Genomic DNA, 24079 nt, shown 5'->3' with positions numbered 1-24079 from the left:
AACGTTATACGTCATGCTACTCGAGGAGGAAATCCATGATTGAAGTCAAATCAATCGTTGATCTAACACAATATGTAGGTCGGCATCTAAGTAGTATAGATGATGAAATCGATAGAATATTAGAAGGGTACAAAGATTACACTGATACCTTAGTTGATATTGCTGGACCGATTAAAGCTCTTGTAAAAATTTATTCTTTATCAAAAAGGATAAAATTTAAGAAATTTATCAAGGGTTTCTCCGAAGCAGTCCAATTAGAGACAGTAAATGAAGTATATATAAATAGGCTCGAAAGATACCTCTCTCGGCAGGAAAATTTAGAACATATTGCTGAGATAGTTGATTCATCAATTGAGACAAAATCTTCAAAATGTTCGAGTGTTTTAGGATATTATGCGGGCTTAATACTAAATGAAACTAGGGAATTAGTTTATTCAGATTTAGTGATGATTAATGCTTTAAAGGTTATGGTTGATTCTGACCTAAAGTACTTCCTATTAATTTATGAACGCTTTCATAGTAGGGCATTTGATTACGAAGTTCGTGTGAGAGATACCAAAGATGAATTTGAACAATTTGGCTATCCAGTATTCGAGTTGGAGAATACAATTGAAAAGTTAAAATCTTCACAAGCAATTGGGTACGACGTAGGTGGCTTGGGTAATGTAGGGAACGCTTGGGGAGCATTTAAGTTTAATGAAAATACTAAATACATGTATGAAACTATTAAATCTATTTTGAAAGAGCACGTCGTATAACAATGTGTTCACGCATCGGCGCACAAGCCGTTTCGGTCGCCAGAGGCATTTCGGAGAAGTAAGCTCAGGCGACTCATCCGCACCGACTAACCGCATCGAGGCCGCCCTCCGGGCTTAAGGGAGTTGGACTTCGTGAATATATAAACGTTAGCTGAAATCATTGTGTTAAAGGATATATAAAAGGATTGATTTTAATGACTTTAGATAAGTAATCCAATCACTTCTCGATAATGAAGTTGATAGAGCACTTCATCTCATTGAAGAACTGGGTGAGAACAAAGATATATTACTGCAGCTCCATTTTTATTAGAACTACTGAACACAACAGAAAACCACCTGAGCAGCCGGACACACCCGCACCACCTAACCGCATCACGGCCGTCCTTCAGGCTTAAGGTGTTGGGACGTCGTGAACACAAGAACGTTATCTGAAAGAACCTAACTTGATTTGGGGTGAAATATTGAGTAGAGAAAACAATCAAACCTTCTTAGAGGCATCAATAGCAAATATTCAGTCCTTATATTTTCATGAACTTGCAAATTTAAGTTTTAATATTATTGAGTATTGCAATGCAATTTTCAAGAAAACTGAGACTTCGTCTGTTCCTAGTTATATTTTAGTCTCACCGGAGCTACATTCTAAAATTAATACCGTATTAATTAACGCAGCAAATATTAAAAAATTAGTTAAAACCAATCCTAATAAAAGAATGCGGGAAACAGAAAATCAATTTCAAATCAGAATTATGAGATCCAATACATTATGGAAATCTATCAAGGATTTGAATATCAACGAAATCTTGAATACAAAAGTTAGAAACAGTATTGAACATTTTGATGAATATCTAGATGAATGGCTAGCAAATGTTGAAGATTATCATACTAGCAAAGTTTTCATGGGCATCTATAATATGACTTTTTCTGCTAGAGAAATATATAAAAATGATATTTTACCTATTCGATTATACATAGTTAGTGAACGTACATTCTACAATTTAAAGTATACAATAAATATCGGGACAATTTATGATGAGGCTTCTAGGATATTTAATCAAATGCAAAAATATAATGTTTTATCTGAAGATAATCATGTTGGAGGATTAATGATACCAATAAATTTAACAAATCAACTTATTCCAGAGTAAGCTCAAAGAAGAGTTAGGTTCCTTCGGTTAACACCATATTCACGCATCGGGGACATGCCCCACAGTCCAGCAGAAGTTGAAGCGGATTCAACTGGAGTGAACTCAGTTACAGGGAAGCGAAATCAGCTGGACACATCCATCTCCCTAAGAAATGAGCTATCTAAGGGAAATGGACGTCATGAATACAAGAACGTTATCTGAAATTGCCGAAGATCTGATTAGGAGAAATGGTATATGGATGACGTTGATTTATTTTCAGATGAATTAATAGCAAGATTATTATCGAAGCGAGAGATAGTTATTAACACCAATGATGTTTTAATAGCAATTAAAAGAGTATTTGAATTCAACTGGGCAATTGTAGGTTGGGAAGCATTGATTAAATATGAAGATGGAAGAGTTGGACATTCCTTTGCCTTATGTAATTGGTGCAGAAATAATAAAGTCTATTGATGAAAGCTGGGATTCATTTATTAGTATGTCGGCAGAGATTAGCACGACCCAGCCTAAGATATTATCTATCAAAGGCTGGGTCGAGTCGTGAATATAAGAACGTAGATGAAACCACTCAAATAAGAGGAGGTACTATGAAGTACACACTCCCAATATTTTTTGTATTATTACTGATGTCTTGTCGATCGGAGAATAACACCCAGTCCATTACAAGCACTTTATTAAATCAATCAAAATCTGAGTATTCAATCATAAGTGCAACAGGAACAAATACTCCTATGATCTTTTCGCTGACAAGTAATGGAAGCCCAGAATCGATAGAGTTTTGGGTTGATCATTACATTGATGGCAATTATCAAGGGGAAATTCTAAAATTACATGGCTATACAAACGATAAGAAGAAGGAAACGAGATTATATTTCTTTTCAAGAAACATAGATGCAAATGAACAAATGTGGACATTGTCGCTTCGACAAGACTCTGAAAACTCGGTTTCCCAAGTAACACTTAAAATGAATAATGGAAAATCATTTATTAGTAACTATAATGTATATCCTAAGGTAACAATAGTTAAGGGCACAGAGAATGCTATAGGAAGAATAGTGTTTATTGGAGATAATGCGCAGAACATTGAAAAAGATGATAATGAGGAAGCTGTTATCAAGAAAGGTCATGAAGTATTTATCGTTAAGTGTAGGATGATGTGAGGGTAAGCGGTAATAGTAAACAGATCTAATCATATTCTTATAAAAGTAAAATAAAAAGGAGTGTAAAAGGAGTGAAAAGTTAATTGATAAAAGCAAAAGTTAGTTTGCGGCCCATTGTTAGCAAGTTAAATATGCCCACTGTTTTGAAAACAGCTATTCTTCCGGGCGACTCAATCGAAAGATTATTTATTGCAACCCAGGTAGGAGAGATTTTTTACATAGGAAACGGAGTTATAGAGACTTTCTTAGATATTCGCTCAAGAATCTTAAAACTGGGTGCTTCTAGTGGCGGTTATGATGAACGGGGATTGATAGGGCTAGCATTTCATCCCGAATTTTATTATAACGGTTTATTTTATCTCCATTATTCAGTAGCAGGAACCCAAGGTCCGGGTGCAATTCCTGGTGCTCAACTTGAATCTTTTAAGCCTGATCCGTGTGATTCTAAAACCTTAAACTTAAAATGGATAAATAGAGAAATTCAATATGATCATATCGATACGGTTGAAGAATGGATTCTACAATCGAAAGGCCAACCTCAAAAACGGCGGACATTACTAAATATAAGAAGACCGTTCTTAAATCATAATGGTGTCAATAGCTTAAACTTTTCACCAGAAACAGGAAAACTTGTATTGACAACCGGTGATGGCGGATCGGGTTATGATCCATTTAATTTAAGCCAAGATGATCTGGAAGTCGCAGGTAAAATAATTGAAATTAATGTCGTTAACAATACATTTATCGTTAATCCACCCGTAATTACACGTTTTAATGAGCTACCCGAACCAATTCAGGAAACGCTTTCGGTAATTGCCAAAGGAGTTCGAAATATGCCAGGCATTTCATTTCAAAGGTTTCATAATCAGTATATCAAATACGTAGGAAATGTCGGACAGGATCTCGTAGAGTCGATTTTTTCATTCATTCATTATAAATCGATACCCGTTACTCAGCTTGTAAAGGCTTCTTTAATGAAATCCGAACCTGACCAAGAAGGATTTATTAACTTTGGCTGGCGAGGGTGGGAAGGTGCTTTTCCTACTTCGATAATAACAGCCTGTTCCGCGAATCCGGCCTTGAATGAGAAAACAATTGCTTATTACGATGAAGCAGTGAAAACTTCAGTGCGGCGTCTTCAGCCTTTAATTAGTTATTATCATGAAGATCCCCGAACCGACAAATTTAGAGCAATTGCACTTACAGGGGTACAGCCTTATATGGGAAATGAAATCCCCGAGTTATCGGGCAACATAGTGTTTACCGATCTTGCTCGGGGTAAAGAATCTCAGCTTCCGGCTAGAGGGGTTTTAGCTTATACCAAGGTAAGATCAGATTGTAAACTAAATGATTATAGTGTTATCGAAACCGACTATAATTTCGGGTCACAATCCGCTTATTATGTTAGTTTGGGAACGAATCTGAATCAAACCAGATTATTTCTAGGGGTTTATGGCTCTATGAAAGTGGCTGATTGTAACCAAGGAACTGTTTTTGAAATTGTTCCATGATTTATTGCCGGAAAATCTAACGGGAGTAATCTTAATTCCCCTTTTGAACAAACCTCTCAACACGAGCTTTGATGTCATCTCGTACTGCACGGAACTGAGCCATGATATCTTCTTCGGTACCGGTTGCTTTTGCCGGATCGTCGAATCCCCAATGCCACTTGATCACGTTGGGATTGGAGATCACCGGACAATGTTCGTCGGCATGACCGCACAAAGTTATGACGTAGGATGCCCGATTCAATATTTCAGGATCAATGACGTTGGAGGTGTTCGAAGAAATATCGACGCCGGCTTCCGCCATCACTTTAACGGCTCGCGGGTTAAGCCCGTGCGCTTCAAGTCCTGCGCTCTTCACTTCGTAGAGATGACCTCCGAGTGTATTCATAAATCCGTCCGCCATTTGGCTCCTACAGGAATTTCCGGTGCATAGAAAGTATACCAACGGTTTTGTCATGGTTATCTACTCCTTATTTAATGATGTTAATTAATGATCTTCAGCCAGAAATACAAGCTTGTCAGCGTAATAAAGAGGACAGGGATGGTCAGCATAATGCCAACCTTGAAATAATACCCCCAGCCGATTTTAACGCCTTTAGTGGATAGCACATGCAACCATAGCAGGGTGGCCAACGAGCCGATCGGCGTAATTTTGGGTCCTAAATCTGAACCGATCACATTCGCGTAAATGAACGCTTCACGAACTAACCCTGTTGCATCGGTGCCCTGAATCGCGAGCGCATCGATCATTACCGTCGGCATATTGTTCATGATCGAAGATAGGATGGCTGCAATGAATCCGGCAACAACGGTGGCCGAGAAAAGTCCCTGATCGCCGGCCCAAACGAACAGTTTGCCGAGCTCATCCGTGAAGCCGACATTTCGCAACCCGTACACCACGACATACATACCAATAGAAAAGACGACTACGGCCCAAGGCGCACCTTTCACGAGCTTCCAGGTATGAATTTCTTTGCTTTGGCGGGCGAGCAGAAGGAAGAGTATCGCCGCAACTCCCGCTATGAGCGAAACTGGAATTTGATAATTCTCACTGGTCAAGTAAGCAGCTAATAATACGGCTAAGATAACCCAAGAAATACGAAATAGCCGCATGTCTTTGATGGCTTCTTTTGGTTGTTTCAGTCGAGTGAGGTCGTATTGTTTCGGAATACTTTTTCTAAACATGAGATACAACACCAACAAACTCGATCCGATGGCGAATAGTGTGGGTACGATCATGCGCCCTGCATATTCGACGAAACCGATCTCGAAAAAATCCGCAGACACGATGTTGACCAAATTGCTGACGACGAACGGAAGGGATGCTGTATCGGAAATAAATCCGCTGGCCATGATAAAAGGCAATATCATTCGTTTATCGAATTTTAACGCCTTAACCATAGCCAAGACGATCGGAGTTAAAATAAGGGCAGCTCCATCATTCGCGAAAAATGCCGCTACTACAGCCCCTAACAAAATGACGTATACGAACATCAGGTTGCCGTTACCTTTGGCGAACCGTGCCATATGAAGCGCAGCCCATTCGAAGAAGCCGATTTCGTCCAGGATCAACGAGATCAGAATCACCGCTACGAAAGCAAGCGTAGCATTCCATACGATCTGCGTTACATCCCAGACATCGTTCAAATTAACGACCCCGAAGATCAAAGCTAGGATAGCACCCGCGCATGCAGACCACCCAATGTTAAGTCCACGAGGCTGCCAAATCACAAAAATCAATGTAACGATGAAAATTCCTAAAGCAGTTATCATAAATCCTCCCCTAAGTTGTCCCAAACTGATGGATATTGTATGCTGGGAAAAAGCATATCACTTCAAGTTAACTTGAAGTCAAGGGGGTTCCCATGCTATCCATCGGGGAAGTTGCTGATAAGAGCGGCACAACAACATCGGCTTTACGTTATTATGAACAAATCGGATTGCTTGCGCCACCGCATCGCAAAAACGGTAAAAGGGTGTATGATGATGAGGTATTAGGGCGGATCGATACGATAAAACTTGCACAGAGCGCCGGGTTTCAAATCCAAGAAATCAAACAACTGCTGGATGGCTTTGATTCACAAGTCGCACCTTCCGAAAGGTGGAGGCTGATGGCAATGAGGAAACAGGATGAACTCGAAGCGAAGATCCAACAAATGACCCGCATGAAAACCATTTTGGCGAACAGCTTGGACTGTAATTGCCTATCTTGGGAAGAATGTTTTCAAGATAATATCAAGAAAAATTGATTTAATGCTTGAAATGAGGATTTTTCCATGTTAACATCGTTACATCAAATAATTTTGATTAATTGGAGGCAGTGAAAATGATTAAACAACTTCCGATTACCCAATCTAACTCGGAACATACTGATTTCGCACCTTACGAGCAAAAATTCAAGGCACTAGCCGATCGTAAAAGATTGCAAATCATGTATGAACTAACGCAAAGAGGCAATACATGCGTTTGCGATCTAGAAGATATTCTGGAGATGCAGCAGTCAAAGCTTTCTTACCACTTGAAGATCTTGCTCGATGCGGGGCTCATCCTTCGCGAGACAAGAGGGACTTGGAGTTATTATGAACTGAATCATGAAGAAGTGAATAACCTTTTGTCGCCTCAGTTATGTTGCATATTCCGTAAGTAAGAACGTGAAGACTTTAGTTCTTCACGATGAATTAATCAAATTAATTTGATTAATAATACACAGGAGGTTTTCAATATGAGTGAATGTTGTTCCGTAAATGCAAAGCAGGTTGCCTTTAAGTTACCGGTGGCCATTATCGGTGGAGGTCCAATTGGATTAGCCGCGGCCGCTCATTTGGTTGAACGTGGCGAAAGCTTTATTTTGTTCGAAGCTGCGAACCACATCGCAGGTAATATTGAAAAATGGAAACATGTCCGTTTGTTCTCGCCATGGCAATATAACATCAACAAAGCCGCAAAAAAATTACTCGAAGATTACGGATGGGTTGCCCCGCCTGATGATGAGCTGCCGACCGGTGGAGAACTCGTGGAGAACTATTTGAAGCCACTCGCTCAACTCCCCGATATTCAACCAAATATCTATGTTGGTACTAGGGTCGTTGCGATTAGCAGGAAGGGATTAAGCAAGATCAAAACCGCTGGACGAGAGAAGTTGCCGTTTGTTATCCATGTTGAAAGAGATGGAGAACGTCAAACATTCGAAGCGAATGCCGTAATCGACGCTTCGGGAACTTGGTCTAATCCGAATCCGGCGAATGCCGAAGGCGTATGGACGAGCGACGAAACATCACTTGGACAACACATCGTCTATGGCATTCCGGATGTTCTGGGAAGCCATCGGGATCAGTACAAGGGCAAAAAGGTTCTTGTCGTCGGCAGTGGTCACTCCGCGATCAATGCCTTGCTTGATTTGGAAAAATTAAAAGCGGAAGAACCAACAACTGAGATTGTCTGGGTCATTCGTAAATCCAGTTTAGTCGACGTATATGGAGGACAAGAAAACGACAGTCTGCAGGAGCGCGGGGCGCTTGGCATTCGTCTCCAGCAACTCGTCGAGAATGGACATGCGGAAGTGCACACTTCGTTTAATCTGGTTCGGTTTAGTCAACAACAAGATGCAATCACCGTCACAGGTTACCAGGACGGCGAACTCGTTCGCATTACGGGTATTAACGAAGTCATAAGCAATACAGGGTCTCGTCCGGACATGGCTTTCCTTCGTGAAGTTAGAACCCTGATGGATCCAAGCATCGAAAGCGTAGACGCGCTTGCGCCGTTGATTGATCCCAACATTCATAGCTGCGGAACTGTTCGGCCACACGGGGAGAGAGAGTTGCGTCAACCCGAGAACAATCTCTATATCGTAGGCGCTAAAAGCTATGGCAGGGCTCCGACGTTTCTGATGGCAACAGGTTATGAGCAGGTACGTTCCGTTGTAGCCGCGCTTACTGGCGATTGGGAGTCAGCAGCTAAGGTGGAGTTAGATTTACCGGAAACGGGCGTATGCAGCATTGCAGGACAAAAAATTGAAACGACATCAAATAAGGATTGTTGCTCGAATGATTTGACTAGAGCAGCCATTGATTCTAATTCAAATTCAACTTGCTGTTCATAATTATTGTAAAGGTTGAAGTATGGGTATCTCGAAGACGGAAGCGCCAAAGGAAAGGTAGTTATCCTTTCCTTTGGCGCTTCCGTACGAAATGATAAATTGTCAGATATCAAGTTTACGGGTTCCGAGCCATTTCACCATTTCAGGATCGCGATGTGAAAAGAACAAGCTCTGTTTCGTGTCTAACGCAGCAATCGACTCCATATCCGCTTGATCTAATTCAAAATCGAAAATATTGATATTTTCGATAATTCTTTCTTTACGAACCGACTTTGGAATCACAACGACTTCTCTTTGCGTCAACCAACGTAAAACCACCTGAGCAACGGATTTTTTAACCTTCTCAGCAATAGATACCAATACCTCATTCTGGAACAAGTTATTTTTTCCTTCAGCAAAAGGCGCCCAGGATTCGATCTGAACATTATGCTCATTCATGAATTTTGCATTATCGATTTGCTGATTGAAAGGGTGTGTTTCAACCTGATTTACAGCAGGGGTCACTTCATTATGAAGAATCAAATCGATCAGACGATCCTCATGAAAGTTGCTGACCCCAATTGCCCGGACCTTACCTTCACGATACAATTCTTCCATCGCGCGCCAAGAACCGTAAACATCTCCATACGGCTGATGAATTAAATACAAATCCAAATAATCCAATTGTAATCGTTTCAGTGAATTATCGAATGCTTTTTTTGTGCGAGCATAACCGGTATCCTGAACCCAAAGTTTCGTAGTGATAAATAAGTCCTCTCTTGCCACGCTACTCCGTTTGATCGCTTTGCCAACTGCTTCTTCATTTAGATAAGAGGCAGCTGTATCTATCAGCCGATAACCTGCCATAATAGCTTCATAAACACTTCGTTCACATTCATTTTGATCCGCAATCTGATATACACCAAAACCGAGTATAGGCATTTTAACACCATTGTTCAAAGTTACTTTTTGCATATCATAACCTCCAGTACTTTTAATCATTTTGGGCAAATCAACTTATACATCTCCATAACAGCAAGCCTGTTCACATCTTAGTATGCACCGGATGACAATTTGATCGTTATCCCATTCGTCTCAAATGTTTGCCTAATCCTCTCACTACGATTTATTTAACAAATCAATATGATCTATAATTGAACTATTCAGTTGACGGAACGGGGAGGATCAAATGTCTGATATAGATATTACTAAGCAGCAGGAGCTCATTAAAATCATTGAACGTGCTTCGGAAGGTGACGGTGTCCACAAAACCGCTATTCCATCCCTCTATTTCATGCGTCTGTCTAATACGACAGAGTCTAACCACGGAGTATACAAGCCCTCTTTTTGTATGGTTGTGCAAGGGGCGAAGGAGGTTTGGCTAGCACGGGATCGCTTTAAATACAGTCCTGCAGATTACCTTGTAGCATCCGTTCACTTACCGGTTAATACTCAAGTCACTGAAGCCACTCCCGATGTTCCCTATTTGGGTCTCAGGCTTGAGATTTCACCTAGTCAAATCTTAGCGGTTCTAAATGACTTTGAACTTCGAGATTTTCCGAAAGAAAATCCTAAACGAGCTATGTTTGTTAGTCATATTGAATCGTCTTTATTGGATGCGGTCATCAGGTTAGCCCGTTTGATAGATAATCCTAACGATATTCCTGTACTTGCTCCACTATATACGGAAGAAATTCTTTATAGGGTACTGCAGGGTAAGAATGGGAATATTTTAAAAGGTATTGTATTGGAAGAGAGCACAATCCACCAAATCAGAGATGTTATTGAACATATCATAATGAATTACGATCGTTCATTTCGAATCGAGGAACTTGCAGAAATAGCGAATATGAGTGTTTCATCGTTTCATCGGCACTTTAAAGAAGTAACGGCCATGAGTCCAATTCAGTACCAAAAACAAATGAGACTTCAGGAAGCCCGGCGCTTACTATTAACCGAGTCTACAGATGCTACAGAGGTTGCGTATCGAGTAGGTTATGAAAGTAGCACTCAATTCAGCCGTGAATATTCCCGGATGTTTGGCTTTCCGCCTAGAAAAGATATTAAACGACTAAAAGCATAAACGAAATTCAGTCAGTAATGGATGAGGCAAGCCAAATAGGCTTGCCTCTTTGAATTGAACTAAGATGTTTTATTTATCAAATAGACGGACAAGGGGGGAAGCGGCTAATATATTAGGTATTGCCGAAAAGGGTGGACTACTTCCATGGGCAGCGCAGAGGGGAGAGACGATGAAATGAATCGCATATACAAGAGAAGCTTGTTTGCCAGATTGCTCGTCTGGATGCTTATTATGACCACCATTCCGTTTATTTTGTCGAACGTGATATCCTACAGATCCAATTATCGTACGCTTCAGGAGCATTCCATTGAACTGAACCAGAACACGATGACGATCGGCATGGACAATATGAAAAAATATTTGCAGGAGCTTAACCAGTTATCTGTGTCCTGGTATGCGGATCAAGACCTAGCCATGTACGTGTGGAAAAATATGAGCAGCTATGAGCGCAACATGTATGTGCAACGAAAACTAAATGACGTTTACAGTAGGCGTCCGGAAATCAAAATGGTTAACTTTTACGCTGGAGGCTCTGGACAGCACTATCAGCTCAACAATTTAATGGGCTACGCTTTCTCGCAAACGGTTCTTCCGCCCGCTGACGAGGACAAGTGGAGCAGTGTGCCGGATTATGAGGTGAAGCAGTTGAGCGGCGAGCGTTTTCTCGCTTTTCACAAGAAGCTAATCGATTATCCGAACTCGACGAAAATTGGCTTGTTATCGATCTATGTATCATTGGACGAAATTACGAGGCTAAACAGACAGCTCTTCGATGCAACGAATGAAACGATGTTTTTGTTTGTCGCTCCCAGCAATCAGATGCTGTATACGTCGGACAAGGAATTGACGAGTTTGGATTCGGTTGATCAGATCGCTCCTGATCCCCAGCAGGCTAAAGGCTACAGCTTCGGCAAGCTGAACGGCAAGAAAGGCGTGTATATCTACGTTCGTGATCACTACTTAGATGTGCCGATCATGAGCATCAAGTTTATTCCATCCGTTGCGTTCAACCAGGTGGCGAAGAAAACACTGAATCAGACGATCGCTATTCAAATTGTGGCTTTGGCTTGCATCGTTATATTTGCATTTATCCTGTCCTTCTCCATTACTGCCCCGATTAAGCGGCTAGTTCAGAATATATCTCGCGTAGGAATCGGTATTTTTGACGGCGTCAAATTCAATGCCCGGGAGGACGAAATCGGAATTCTCGAGCAACGCTTTGAAATGATGGTGCACAATCTGAAAGAAATGATTATTAAGGAATACCAGCAGAAGCTTGAAGTATCCACGGCCCGGCTGAAGATGCTACAAGCGCAGATCAACCCTCACTTTTTGTACAACACGTTGCAATCTATATCTACGCTTGCGCTCCGTTATCGAGCAGATGAGATTAACGACAGAATATCAGAGCTCGGATTTATTTTGCGATACAGCATGGATATGAAAACCGAATTTGTCACCCTTAAGAAGGAAATTGAGCATATCGAGCACTATTTATCCCTTCAGGAAAACCGCTTCAAAAACAAGCTTTCCTACCGAATTTCATGCGAGCCTGAAGCGGAAAATGTAACCGTACCCAAGATGATCCTTCAGCCTTTGGTTGAGAACTGCATCATTCACGGCATCGAGAATGGGACGGGAGCGGGGTTCATTCATGTGGAGATTACGCTGAATTCCGGACTCATGATCCGCATTGTAGACAATGGCAAAGGTCTCGAGCAGAATACGATCGAGCTCTTGAAAAAGAGGTATGCCATTCACCATGTTCAGGATTGGGAAGGCGGCGGCATCGGTCTGATGAACGTTCTACAGCGGCTATGGATTCGGTATGGCGATTCATTCGAATGGAATTTGAGCAGCGCAGCCTATGAAAAAACAGAAATTCAATTGATTATTCCCCTTGAGGAGGCAGCCCCAGATGAAAATATTGATCGTGGATGATGAGCAACATGTAAGAGAAGGAATCGAGCTGTCGATCTCAACGGAAAAGTTCGGAATTACAGATATATTCATGGCGGAGAACGGCATTGAAGCGTTAGAGCTGATTAAGGTTCATAAACCGGCCGTTGTTTTTTGCGATATGAAAATGCCGATGATGAACGGAATTGAACTGCTGCAACAAATCAGGGAGATTCATTCCAATACGCAGGTTATCGTCATTAGCGGGTACAGCGATTTTGAATATACAAGGGCTACTATCAAGGCTAATGGAGTGGACTATATTCTAAAGCCTTTTCACAGGAAAGAGCTTGAAGAGGCACTACAGAAGGCTGTTAACGCTTGGAACGATCTGGAGAGCATTAAGCAATCCGAAACGGAGCGCGGCCATCTCATTCGGAAGGCGGACGCCCTGCTGGATGAGAAAAAGCTGGCCTCCTTTGTCAGAGGGGAGAGTCTGCTGACGGACGCGGTCAGACGAATTTTCAATAAGCTCGGATTGCCGGAGCAAGCCTTGAGCATTTCCGTAATTTTGCCACGAAAGCGAATGGACATAGTGGGCAGCCGCTTCGAGATGGATGAGGAGCTGTTTTTCTTTGCCGTTGACAATATTGCCCAGGATGCAATAGGAGATTGTACAGGTTATCTATGCAGACTAGATGAATATCAGTGGTTGATGATCCTTAGCGATGGAGCAGCCAGTAGGAAGGGCATCGACCTGTCCATGCAACTTGAGAGAGTGAGACGAGCCTGGAAACAAACCCTTGGGCTAGAGGTGCTGATCGGACAATGCGCTAGAGCATGCGATCTTGCCGGTCTGGGTCAGGCTGTCGGGGAGGCGAAGCAAGAGCTGCTCGGCTGTGACGTGCTGCCGGGTAAATCGAAAGCTTCCACAGCATCGCCTCAGGAAGTTCCCCCCTTTATGAACCAGCAATTTTTGCTGCAAAAGGCGATTGAAACCAGAAACAAGCGTTTTGTTCTAGACATTATAGGGAAGTATGCGGAAGGCTTGCGGCAACAGGGGAAGTTGACGTTAAAGGAGCTTCAGATTTGTTCCTTGGAGGCCAATCTGCTTCTGAGTAGATTAACGGCCAAGCATTCGGGAATGTCCCCAACCCCTCATCTGGCTCTATGGATTAGCGATCTTGAGGAATGGGAAAAAATGCTGCTGCAGCAGTTCTGGATAGTGCTGGAGGCGACGAATACGGCGTTCCACGGCAGTCAGGAAATCGAGACGATTCGGGATTATCTGACTCGTTATTTTCACGAAGACATTTCGTTTGCTACCCTGTCCGAGAAGTTTCACCTTAGCCCGCAATATATTTCGAAGAGATTTAAAGAAACGTACAATACGACGATCATTTCGTATTTGACCGAGCTGAAGATCGAGAAAGCCAAAGCGTTGCTGTCCAACACGAATTCAGCGGTATCCCAGATCGCCAACCAATTGGGGTATGTCGACGAAAACTATTTCAGTAAGGTGTTCAAAAAACAAACGGGAATGTCGCCTCTTCACTTTCGCAAGGTTCGACAAGAAACGCATATATTCCCTATTTAGGCGAGGATATTCCCTGCCAAGCCCAATTGTAAGCGTCTAATATAAAAGCTGTACACATCACACCTTACATTATTGGGGGATTAGAAATGAAGAAGTTGATATCAGGCGTCACCGTTATCGCTTTAAGCGCCGGCTTGCTTGCCGGTTGCGGCAAAGAGAACTCGGAGTCTTCAGCAAGCAGCACGGCGGGAAATCAGGGCTCGTCGGATAAGAAAATTACGCTAAAGCTGCTGCAAGGAAAGCCGGAAATCGCCGACAAAACAAAGCAAATGCTGGCGGATTACCAGTCGGAGCATCCGAACGTCACCATCGAACCAGAAATTACGCCCGATGTGCAGACGCGGCTCAAGACGCTGTTCGCAGCAGGGGAAGCGCCAGACATTTTCTTCGTAAAAGGGTACACGGATATGGGGCTGTGGCGTGACAGGCTTGTAGATCTAACTGACGAAGCTTGGATGAGCCAGGCGCTGCCAACAACTCTTCCTGGAATGACTTTCGACGGTAAGAAGTATGGCTTTCCGATTTCCATCGAAGGATACGGTTTCGTTTATAACAAGGATTTGTTCGCCAAAGCCGGAATCGATAAGGTTCCAACAACGCTAACAGAGCTAAAGCAAGCGAACGAGAAGCTGAAGGCGGCAGGCATTACTTCTTACTCGGAGGCTTACAAGGAATGGTGGACGCTTGGACAGCATTTGCTAAACCTTCCGTTCGCATATGCGCCAGACCCGGCGGGTTATGCCAAGCAGTTGAATGATGGCACCGCGAAAATCAAAGACAACCCGTTCATGAATGGATTTTTCGATGTCCTTGATATGACTGTGAAGTACGGATCAGGCGTGGAATCGCTCGGCGTCAGCTATGATACGGAAATCGCGAATTTCGCGACGGGCAAGGTTGCGATGATACAGCAAGGCGTATGGGCGCTGCAGCCGATTCTGAAGGTAAACCCGGACGTGAATATGGGGATGTTCGCTATCCCGCTCACCGATAACGCAAGCGATACGAAAATTCCGATCAGCGTACCTAATTATTACGCGATTAACAAGGAATCCAAGAACGTGGATGAAGCGAAGAAGTTCCTGGACTGGGTTCACAAGAACGGTCAGAAGTATTTGGTCGATTCGTTCCAGTTCGTTCCTGCCTTTGCCGATATGCAAGCCACGGATCAATTGGGACCGCTCGCAGCTGACATGAACGAGTACGTTAAAAACGATCAAATCATTCCGTTCGCGTTCTTCTTATGGCCTGCTCCGGGAATCCAAACTCAATTCGTGAAGCCGCTGCAAGCTTATGTTGGCGAGCAATTGAAAAAAGAGCAAGCGATAGATGATATTCAGAAAATTTGGTCAGGTGCTGTGAAGAAGTAAATGAAGTCGAGCGTTCTCTAAACACTCGATTGGAAGGTAAGCAGCCACTGTGCCGATTCGGAACAGTTCCGGAAATGTCGCAGTGGCTGCATTAGGTTAAAGCAGGAAAAGAGGTGCTCATCATGACGCAAACGAAAACGAAAAAGCTGCTTATTTATTTTACTTTTGTATCTCCGGCTGTTCTGCTATTCGCATTAATTATTATGCTGCCCTTTGCCCGGGCGATCATCTTCTCGTTCCAGGATTGGGATGGAATCAGCACCGACATCAAGTGGGTAGGATGGAGCAACTATACGACGATCTTTCACGATTCTGCGTATTTGAAGTCCTTCTGGTTCACGCTAAAATATGTAGCTGTTAGCACGTTATTGGTTAATCTTATAGGTTTTGCTTTAGCTATAGTTTTGAACATGAAGCTGAAAACGAAAAACGTGCTCAGAACGGTCTATTTCATGCCCCATGTTATTGGAACATTGATTATCGGCTTCATCTGGCAATTTATCATCTCGCAGGTTTTCCCGCAAATCGCGGAGTGGACGGGCTGGCACATTTTCGGAGTCAATTGGCTCAGCTACCCAAGCTATGCATTCTGGGCGCTTATTCTCGTTAATGTATGGTATTCCGCCGGTTATTTCATGGTCATCTATATTGCCGCGCTACAAGGGATTTCCACTGAATTACTGGAGGCCGCGCAGATTGACGGGGTCAACCGCTGGCAGAGAATGTGGCATATTGTTTTACCGCTTGTTCGTAATGCGATTACGATTTGCTTGTTCCTAGCGATCACGAGCGGCTTTAAGGTGTTCGATCTTAATCTGGCCTTAACGAAGGGCGGACCATTCGGATCGACGGAATCATTGGCACTGCATATTTACCAAGATGCTTTTGCGAATAACAATTATACGCTGGCATCGACGAAAGCCATCATATTTTTCATCGTTTTGGGCGCCATTACGCTCATTCAAGTGTTCGCTATGAAACGAAAGGAGGTTGAGATGTAATGAAGGACCGTTATGGCAGCGGGAAGCTTCTTCTAGAGCTATTCATGATCGCGCTCGGGCTCCTGTTCCTTGTTCCGCTTTATCTCGTGTTTATTAATGCGTTCAAACGGTACGATGAAATCTTGACCTCCGCTTCTTCGTTACCTGAGCGGTTTCAGTTAAGCAATTTTGTGACGGTGTGGCAGGAAATGAAGTTTCCTACCGTGTTCGCGAACTCACTTATTATTACGGTACTCAGTGTGCTTGGCATTTTATTGTTTAGCTCGGCTGCGGCCTATCAGCTCGTTCGTCGTCCCGGCAAAATGAGCAATATTATTTTCCTAGGTATTTTGTCCGCGATGGTTATTCCTTTTCAAACGATGATGATCCCACTGCTCATGGTGGCTAAAGACTTTATGATGATCAATAACTTGCCCGGTATTATTACGATGTATTGGGGATTCGGCATCCCGCTGGCGCTATTTCTGTATCACGGGTTTATTAAAGGCGTGCCCGTCGAGCTGGAAGAAGCGGCAACGATCGACGGCAGCGGTGTGTTCGGTGTTTTTTTCCGGATTCTGCTTCCGCTGCTTACTCCGATTACGGTAACGATCGCGATCCTGCATTCGTTATGGATTTGGAATGACTTCCTGCTGCCTTACATCGTACTCAATTCGAAGGCGGTTCAGACGATCCCGTTAGCTTCCTACATTTATTTCGGAGAATATATGAATCAATGGCATTTAGCTTTAGCAGCGATGACGCTGGCAGTAATCCCGATTGTTGTATTTTTCCTGCTCATGCAAAGATACATTATTCAAGGCATTACGGCGGGTGCGGTAAAAGGCTAGGACTATAGAGAGAAATAGAGAAAACAGCTTGGAGAGGAGCCAGATGGAAATGGATCGAAAATGGTGGAAAGAAGCGGTTGTGTATCAGATATATCCAAGAAGCTTCATGGACAGTAATGGAGACGGAGTAGGAGATTTGCAAGGTGTCATCCTCAAGCTAGACTACCTTCGGGAACTTGGCATTGATGTGATCTGGCTGAGTCCGATTAATAAATCGCCGAACGACGATAACGGCTACGATATTAGCGATTATAGAGATATTATGGATGAATTCGGCACGATGCAGGATTTTGATGAACTGCTTCACGAAGCGCACCTAAGAGGCATCAAAATCATGCTGGACTTGGTCGTTAACCACTCTTCGGACGAGCATCCTTGGTTCATTGAGGCCAAGAAATCTAAAGACAATGCCTATCGCGATTACTATATGTGGCATCCGGGTAAGGAAGATGGCAGCGAGCCTAACAATTGGGGCTCCCGCTTCGGCGGCTCGGCATGGGAGTACGACGAGAATTCCGGCGAGTATTATTTGCACATATACTCCAAGAAGCAGCCTGATTTAAATTGGGAAAATCCAGCGCTTCGTGGGGAAGTGTATGATCTGATGACCTTCTGGCTTGATAAGGGCGTTGACGGCTTCCGTATGGATGTTATCAATATGCTTTCCAAAACAGAAGGGCTGCCTGATGGCAAAGTAAGAGAAGGCTTTAAGTATGGCGACGGCGTTCCTCTCTACTGCGACGGCCCCAAAATCCATGATTACTTGCAGGAAATGAACCGTGAGGTGCTGTCCAAATACGATATTATCACGGTTGGCGAAACGTTAGGCGTTAATGTGGAGCAGGCCAAGCTGTATACGGGAGCGAATCGGAACGAATTGAACATGGTGTTTCACTTCGAGCATGTTTTCCTCGGGGACGGGAAGCTAGGTAAGTGGTCGCCTGAGCCATGGAAGCTGACGGAGCTGAAAACCATTCTGAGTCGCTGGCAGTACGGACTTAGGGAAGACGGCTGGAACAGTCTTTATTGGAGCAATCACGATCAGCCGCGAGCGGTATCTCGCTTTGGTAATGATAGTCCTGAATATCGCACGATTTCTGCGAAAATGCTGGCCACTTGCCTGCACATGCTGCAAGGCACTCCTTACATCTATCAAGGAGAAGAAATCGGCATGACCAATGTCCGATTCGACAATCTATCGGATTACCGGGACATTCAGACGGTAAATGCGTATCGCGATTTTGTCGGAGGCGAGCAGTTAAGCCATCCGGAGATGATGGAGAGCATCTACCAGCGAAGCCGGGACAATGGCCGCACTCCTGTACAATGGACGGATGGCCACAATGCCGGATTTACGGAGGGTACTCCTTGGATTGGGGTTCATGAGAATCACAAGGAAATCAACGTAGAGCGGGATAGGAAAGACCCGGATTCAATCTATCATTACTATAGGAAATTAATTCAGCTCCGTAAGGAGCATGGAATAATCGTATATGGTACGTATGATATTTTAATGGATGAGAATGAACAGATTTATGCTTTCACCAGAACGTTAGGAGAGGAGCAATTGGTCGTCATTTGCAATTTTTCGGATCAGTTGCCTGTGTTTGAGCTCCCACGGCATATTCCGTTTTCGAGCAAAGAGCTACTTATTAGCAACTACACGGTGGATACGAAAGAAGAGATTGCGACTATTACGCTACGCCCATATGAAGCGCGAGTCTATCGTCTGGTTTAGGTTTGATTCCGGTTCTGGTAAAGGCTAGTGCGTATATTTTTATCATTATTCTTGGCTTTATGTTAAAGCGAATTGGATTAGTCGCGCCGACGGATTATAAGCTCATTTCCAAAATCGTACTGAACGTTACACTTCCCGCCGCTGTTGTAACCAGTTTTGCAGCTCATGACATGCAGGCTACGCTGTTATTCATCGTGCTGCTGGGCCTAGGATGTAACGTGCTTATGCTGCTGCTTGGGTACTGGGCCTCTCGGAGAGAAGATAATAGCACTAGGGCGTTTTATATGCTGAATTGGCCGGGGTACAGCATCGGTTCCTTCACCATGCCTTATGTTCAAAGTTTTCTCGGCCCTTCCGGTATTGTGGTCACTAGCTTGTTCGATGCGGGCAACGCAATCATGTGCACAAGCGGTTCGTATGTGGTGACTTCGAACGTATTAAGCTCAGGGGAAAAAAGCAGCGTTATGGGAATGCTGAGAAAGCTGTTTTCCTCCGTACCGTTTGTCACCTACATGCTGATGCTCCTATTTGCAATGCTGCATGTGGGCATGCCGTCAGAGGTCGTTTCGGTTTCTTCCACGATCGGCGCTGCGAATGGCTTTCTGTCCATGCTGATGATCGGAATGATGTTCGAAATTAAATTCGAACGCAAGTACGTAAAGCAGGTTGCTCTCACGTTATCCGTTAGGTTTCTCTGCGCGGGGGCTTTTGCGGCGGTGTTCTATTTCCTTATGCCGTTCTCTCAGGAAATTCGGCAGGCACTTGTCCTTGTCTCGTTCTCGCCGATCTCGAATCTATCTCCGGTGTTTACGGAAAAATGCAAGGGAGACCCTGCGTTATCCAGTCTCACCGGCTCGCTCTCTATCTTGGTTAGCCTCGTGGTGATGACGGTTCTTCTTATGATCATGCAGATGTAACAGAATAGGTAAGGAAGACAGGAGGGGAAACCGGATTTGGGGTTTCCCCTTTTTTTCCACCCAACAGTGTATATCAATCATTCGCCAGGAGGCCAAAATATGCAACCTTTGTTTCGGATAAGCGAAACACTAGCTCAGGCCATTGTTGAAGCTGCCAAAGAAGTGATTCACCATGACGTAAACTTCATGAATCCGGAAGGATTAATGATTGCAAGTACCGACAAGCAGCGTGTAGGCACATTTCATCAAGCTGGCTGGCAGGTGTATGGGGAAGGTCAATCGATTGAAGTAACATCATCAGAAGCTTATATTGGTTCACGACTGGGCATCAATTATCCGGTTATTATCGACGGTCGGAGGATCGGGGTTATTGGCATTTCGGGGGACCCGGAGGACTGCCGTTCGTTAGGGTTTCTTCTTACGAAAATTACTGAAGTTCTGATTAGGGAACAGATGTTGAGTCTTGAAGCCCAATCGCTTGAAGAGCTTTGCTCGGCTGTAACACGGATGCTGGTATTTGGAGAAATGGTGGATAGTGGACGCGATTGGTTGTATGCCCTACAGAAGCTCGGTCTAGATCCCAAGGAAAAAGCATTTGTCATTGTTCTCGAGGATAGGGGTCAAGAGCAAAACCGTTCCGTCTATACTTATTCCATGCAAGATATGATAAGACAATGGAACATTAGGCTGTATACTTATCTGCTTCCAAATCAATACGTGGCGATTCTCGAACAATCACGATATAGTACCATCGTCGAGAAAATAAAAGCAAATGACACGGTCCGTTTGAATAAGATCGCGGTGGGAATTGGTAGTATAGCCGCATGGAGAGATTTGGCGCTGTCTTACCGAAACGCACACCTAGCTTTACAACACGCGATCTCAGAAGGGAAAGGGATATGTGAATATACTTCGTTCGAGTTAGGAATGCTTCTGTCCTCGATCGATAAAGGGGTAAAACAAGATTTCGCAACCAGGATGTTGGAGGAGCTCACTGAGGAGGAAAAGATGTTCCTCAAAACTTATTTTCAACATCAACTGTCGCTTAAGGATACTGCCTCCGCTTTGTATGTACACAAGAATACCATCCAATACCGGTTGGATAAAATCAAGGAAAAAACAGGGCTTGATCCTAGACAATTCATCGATTCCGTTAGCTTATATGCTGCTCTCTTGATCCAGGATAGTCATTGTTGAAAAGGGGTGACATTGGTACCTGAACTAAAAATCAAGTTCTAGATTTGGTACGAGGCATATTCCCCTTTTCGATTCCATTTTCTTATAATGGAGCTATCAGCTTAAATTCCGAAGGGGGAAATATAATGAAGGTTATCATAGCTATCGATTCGTTTAAAGGAAGTATCTCGTCATTGGAAGCGGGCAAGGAAATAGCTTTGAGCATTCAAGACGTTTACCCGGACGCAAATGTGGTCACCATTCCGCTCGCCGACGGCGGGGAAGGAACGGTTGAAGCACTTGTATTGGCAACTGGAGGGCAGCTAAGAAATCTTCAGGTTACGGGACCGCTTGGGCAACCTGTTCAAGCAACCTACGGTATTTTGGGGGACGGTAAAACGGCGGTTATTGAAGTGGCTTCCGCATGCGGACTGCCGCTTGTTAACCTTGCACAGAGAAATCCGCTCCGCACCACGACATTAGGGGTAGGCGAACTCATTATTGATGCGTACGGACAAGGCTGCAGGGAATTTATTATTGGGCTTGGTGGTAGCGCAACGAACGATGTTGGGATCGGAATGCTTCAAGCCCTCGGTTACCGATTTATTGACGAAGATGGAAATGACGTAGGTCAAGGCGGTGAGGCTTTACTTCGCGTTCACCGTATCGAGAATACGAATGTTTGCCTGAATCTTGAGCAATGTACTTTCAAAATTGCTTGCGATGTCCATAATCCGCTATATGGACCGGATGGAGCAGCCTACGTTTTTGCGGCTCAAAAGGGAGCTGACCCCGAAATGATAAAGACTTTGGACATAGGCATGATTAGGTTTGCCGAAGTCGTACATCGGACGCTCGGCAAACCGATTCATCGCATTCCAGGAGCGGGAGCCGCGGGGGGGCTGGGAGCGGCTTTTGTAGGCTTTTTGCAGGGGGACCTTAAACCGGGCATTGAGATTGTTCTGGAATATGCCCGCGTCGAAGAGAAGTTGTCTGAGGCAGATCTGGTCATTACGGGAGAAGGCAGGTTGGACGGGCAAACGTCAATGGGGAAAGCGCCATATGGAATTTCTCAGCTTGCGCGCAAGAAGGGAGTTCCGGTAATTGCCCTTGCCGGAGGAGTTACGAAGGAGGCTTCATTGCTGAATGAACGGGGCGTTACCTCCTATTTCCCTGTAGTAAGCGGCCCCATGACGCTCGAACAGGCAATGGAACCTGAAGAAGTAAGGTCAAATCTAAGACGCACGGTGAAGCAATTGTTCAGATTGATCCGCACTGCGAAAAATATGCAATAATATACTATAGGCATTTCATTATAAGATGTAGGCTATGAGAAGAGCTTGAAGGGAGCATTCTCATGGATATTACATCTTTTTTTATTTACTGTATGATTGCTACATTTACACCGGGACCCACTAATATCGTCATATTGTCCACCGTGCAAAATTATGGGGCAAAAAAGACAATGAAATATACGTATGGAGCAACGACTGGTTTTGCTTTATTACTTGTTATTTCTGCTATGTTGAATACGATACTTATAACGTTCATACCGAAAATATTAATTGTGATGCAGATAATCGGGAGTATTTATATGTTCTATCTCGCTTATCGAATTTACAAAATGGATAAATCAAACCCTAATGTAAACCAGACTGCTACTTTTATGTCGGGTTTCCTTATGCAGTTTTTAAATCCAAAGGTATTACTCTTTGCAATGACTGTAATTCCAAGTTTTATTATGCCCTACTATAACGCGATCTGTGCTGTGACGTTAAGCATTATAGCGATAACTCTGATTGGATTTTCAGCTTTTACTACGTGGGTTCTATTCGGTTCAATCTTCAAGGAGTTTTTACAAAAGCATAATAAGACTGTTAATGTAATAATGGCCTTAGCTTTAATTTATGCTGCAATCATGATATGGACATAGGTCAGCTTATTAAGAGGTGAATGGAATGAACAAATTTATCTATAAAAAAAAGGCAGGTATTACTGCGTTGTCCGCAAGTATGACTGATTTTACGTATAAGAAGCACTCTCACAAGGAGTATGCAATAGGCGTAACATTACGAGGCATTCAGCATTATAACTTGGATGGCAGTCTACAATTATCCTATCCTAATGGAGTTATGCTTTTTAATCCAGAACAGGCCCATGACGGAATGGCGCATGATAAGTCAGGCCTTGATTATGTCATGCTATATATTGAGCCACAACTGCTTTTAGAGGTTATCGAGAAAAAGGATATCGTACGTTTTTCAAATCCTATTGTGTATGATAATGGGCTTGAACAAAGAATTTTAAGTCTTTCTCATGCCATTCTAAGCGATAAAGACGAGGCGCTGTGCAATGAATTGCTCTTATCCCTCACGGATAGCCTTATTCAAACCAATCTTTCTATAGACGACAAGAAAGATAACGCTCTAATTAGAAAAGCTAAGGAAATGCTTCATGCCAACTTTGAACATGTACATAATCTTGACGAGATCAGTAAAGAGCTTCATTTATCGAAATTTCAGTTTATCCGATTTTTCAAGGCCAATACTGGAATTTCACCCTACCAATACTTTCTTAACTGCAAAATCGAACGTGCAAAGCAGTTAATCGAAAAAAATAAAGATATTTATTCAGCAGTAGCTGAATGTGGTTTTGTGGATTTAACCCATCTAAACAAACATTTTAAAAGCGTATATGGAACAACGGCGTTTGAATATATGTCCCATATATAATTTGCTTGGGCAAACCGCGTAGATCGCGGTTTGTTTTTATATCCAGGAACATTTAAACGTCCTAACTCATACACACTGCGTACAAAA

General features: G+C 43.4%; 23 protein-coding genes. 20 read left to right on the top strand and 3 right to left on the bottom strand.

Annotation, left to right across the window (positions count from 1 at the left end):
- Window positions 1-35: 35 nt before the first annotated feature.
- From L3D05_RS04060 to L3D05_RS04040, 5 genes are all read left to right on the top strand, one after another.
- Window positions 36-758 carry a hypothetical protein gene (locus tag L3D05_RS04060; RefSeq protein WP_239614695.1) on the top strand — a complete coding sequence of 241 codons (723 nt, stop codon included), beginning with the start codon at window positions 36-38 and terminating at the stop codon, window positions 756-758.
- Window positions 759-1219: 461 nt separating this feature from the next.
- Window positions 1220-1903 (top strand): hypothetical protein, encoded by a 684-nt coding sequence (locus L3D05_RS04055; protein ID WP_239614694.1) that lies wholly within the window; start codon window positions 1220-1222, stop codon window positions 1901-1903.
- A 234-nt stretch (window positions 1904-2137) separates the two neighbouring features.
- Window positions 2138-2356 carry a hypothetical protein gene (locus L3D05_RS04050; protein WP_239614693.1) on the top strand — a complete coding sequence of 73 codons (219 nt, stop codon included), beginning with the start codon at window positions 2138-2140 and terminating at the stop codon, window positions 2354-2356.
- A gap of 134 nt (window positions 2357-2490) precedes the next feature.
- Entirely contained in the window at window positions 2491-3063 is a 573-nt protein-coding gene (locus tag L3D05_RS04045) for a YgaN family protein (protein ID WP_239614692.1), read from the top strand.
- 83 nt (window positions 3064-3146) lie between these two features.
- Window positions 3147-4574: a PQQ-dependent sugar dehydrogenase gene (locus L3D05_RS04040; RefSeq protein WP_239614691.1), complete on the top strand. Its 1428-nt coding sequence runs from the start codon at window positions 3147-3149 to the stop codon at window positions 4572-4574.
- A gap of 31 nt (window positions 4575-4605) precedes the next feature.
- Here the strand turns inward: L3D05_RS04040 and arsC are convergent, their stop codons facing one another.
- Both arsC and L3D05_RS04030 read right to left on the bottom strand, forming a co-directional pair.
- On the bottom strand, window positions 4606-5028 hold the full coding sequence (gene arsC / locus L3D05_RS04035; protein ID WP_239614690.1) for an arsenate reductase (thioredoxin): 423 nt from the start codon (window positions 5026-5028) through the stop codon (window positions 4606-4608).
- Window positions 5029-5054: 26 nt separating this feature from the next.
- The gene (locus L3D05_RS04030; protein WP_239614689.1) at window positions 5055-6344 is read right to left on the bottom strand and encodes an arsenic transporter; all 1290 of its coding nucleotides are present in this window, start codon (window positions 6342-6344) and stop codon (window positions 5055-5057) included.
- Between the two features lie 92 nt (window positions 6345-6436).
- Between L3D05_RS04030 and L3D05_RS04025 the strand changes: the two genes are divergently transcribed.
- From L3D05_RS04025 to L3D05_RS04015, 3 genes are all read left to right on the top strand, one after another.
- On the top strand, window positions 6437-6820 hold the full coding sequence (locus tag L3D05_RS04025) for a MerR family transcriptional regulator (RefSeq protein ID WP_239614688.1): 384 nt from the start codon (window positions 6437-6439) through the stop codon (window positions 6818-6820).
- 77 nt (window positions 6821-6897) lie between these two features.
- Window positions 6898-7218 (top strand): ArsR/SmtB family transcription factor, encoded by a 321-nt coding sequence (locus L3D05_RS04020; RefSeq protein ID WP_239614687.1) that lies wholly within the window; start codon window positions 6898-6900, stop codon window positions 7216-7218.
- Window positions 7219-7266: 48 nt separating this feature from the next.
- Window positions 7267-8673, top strand: a complete 1407-nt coding sequence (locus tag L3D05_RS04015; protein WP_439647931.1) for an NAD(P)-binding domain-containing protein — start codon at window positions 7267-7269, stop codon at window positions 8671-8673.
- Between the two features lie 99 nt (window positions 8674-8772).
- On the opposite strand, the gene L3D05_RS04010 is transcribed toward L3D05_RS04015, so the two are convergent.
- Entirely contained in the window at window positions 8773-9624 is an 852-nt protein-coding gene (locus tag L3D05_RS04010) for an aldo/keto reductase (RefSeq protein WP_239614685.1), read from the bottom strand.
- A gap of 214 nt (window positions 9625-9838) precedes the next feature.
- On the opposite strand from L3D05_RS04010, the gene L3D05_RS04005 reads away from it, so the two are divergent.
- The 12 genes from L3D05_RS04005 to L3D05_RS03950 all read left to right on the top strand — a co-directional run bounded on the left by L3D05_RS04005 (window position 9839) and on the right by L3D05_RS03950 (window position 23992).
- On the top strand, window positions 9839-10732 hold the full coding sequence (locus L3D05_RS04005) for an AraC family transcriptional regulator (RefSeq protein WP_239614684.1): 894 nt from the start codon (window positions 9839-9841) through the stop codon (window positions 10730-10732).
- Window positions 10733-10876: 144 nt separating this feature from the next.
- Entirely contained in the window at window positions 10877-12673 is a 1797-nt protein-coding gene (locus L3D05_RS04000; protein WP_239614683.1) for a sensor histidine kinase, read from the top strand.
- The gene (locus L3D05_RS03995; RefSeq protein ID WP_239614682.1) at window positions 12651-14228 is read left to right on the top strand and encodes a response regulator; all 1578 of its coding nucleotides are present in this window, start codon (window positions 12651-12653) and stop codon (window positions 14226-14228) included. The genes L3D05_RS04000 and L3D05_RS03995 overlap by 23 nt, the downstream gene beginning before the upstream one ends.
- 86 nt (window positions 14229-14314) lie before the next feature.
- Complete coding sequence (locus tag L3D05_RS03990; RefSeq protein ID WP_239614681.1) at window positions 14315-15598, top strand: ABC transporter substrate-binding protein; 1284 nt, start codon at window positions 14315-14317, stop codon at window positions 15596-15598.
- Between the two features lie 122 nt (window positions 15599-15720).
- The gene (locus L3D05_RS03985) at window positions 15721-16599 is read left to right on the top strand and encodes a carbohydrate ABC transporter permease (RefSeq protein WP_239614680.1); all 879 of its coding nucleotides are present in this window, start codon (window positions 15721-15723) and stop codon (window positions 16597-16599) included.
- Window positions 16599-17429: a carbohydrate ABC transporter permease gene (locus L3D05_RS03980; protein ID WP_239614679.1), complete on the top strand. Its 831-nt coding sequence runs from the start codon at window positions 16599-16601 to the stop codon at window positions 17427-17429. The genes L3D05_RS03985 and L3D05_RS03980 overlap by 1 nt, the downstream gene beginning before the upstream one ends.
- A gap of 49 nt (window positions 17430-17478) precedes the next feature.
- The gene (locus L3D05_RS03975) at window positions 17479-19167 is read left to right on the top strand and encodes a glycoside hydrolase family 13 protein (protein WP_239614757.1); all 1689 of its coding nucleotides are present in this window, start codon (window positions 17479-17481) and stop codon (window positions 19165-19167) included.
- A 59-nt stretch (window positions 19168-19226) separates the two neighbouring features.
- Complete coding sequence (locus L3D05_RS03970; protein WP_239614678.1) at window positions 19227-20084, top strand: AEC family transporter; 858 nt, start codon at window positions 19227-19229, stop codon at window positions 20082-20084.
- A 99-nt stretch (window positions 20085-20183) separates the two neighbouring features.
- Window positions 20184-21281 carry a CdaR family transcriptional regulator gene (locus L3D05_RS03965; protein ID WP_239614676.1) on the top strand — a complete coding sequence of 366 codons (1098 nt, stop codon included), beginning with the start codon at window positions 20184-20186 and terminating at the stop codon, window positions 21279-21281.
- Between the two features lie 125 nt (window positions 21282-21406).
- A complete protein-coding gene (locus L3D05_RS03960) occupies window positions 21407-22555 on the top strand; it encodes a glycerate kinase family protein (protein ID WP_239614675.1) in 1149 nt (382 codons plus the stop codon).
- 62 nt (window positions 22556-22617) lie between these two features.
- A complete protein-coding gene (locus L3D05_RS03955; protein ID WP_239614674.1) occupies window positions 22618-23193 on the top strand; it encodes a LysE family translocator in 576 nt (191 codons plus the stop codon).
- Window positions 23194-23218: 25 nt separating this feature from the next.
- Window positions 23219-23992 carry an AraC family transcriptional regulator gene (locus tag L3D05_RS03950; RefSeq protein WP_239614672.1) on the top strand — a complete coding sequence of 258 codons (774 nt, stop codon included), beginning with the start codon at window positions 23219-23221 and terminating at the stop codon, window positions 23990-23992.
- The last annotated feature ends 87 nt before the right edge of the window (window positions 23993-24079 follow it).

This window comes from Cohnella mopanensis, assembly GCF_022352055.1.
GTDB classification, from domain to species: Bacteria; Bacillota; Bacilli; order Paenibacillales; family Paenibacillaceae; genus Cohnella; species Cohnella mopanensis.
Note: the sequence above shows the minus strand (reverse complement) of the source record. Positions and strands in the feature narration are given on the sequence as shown.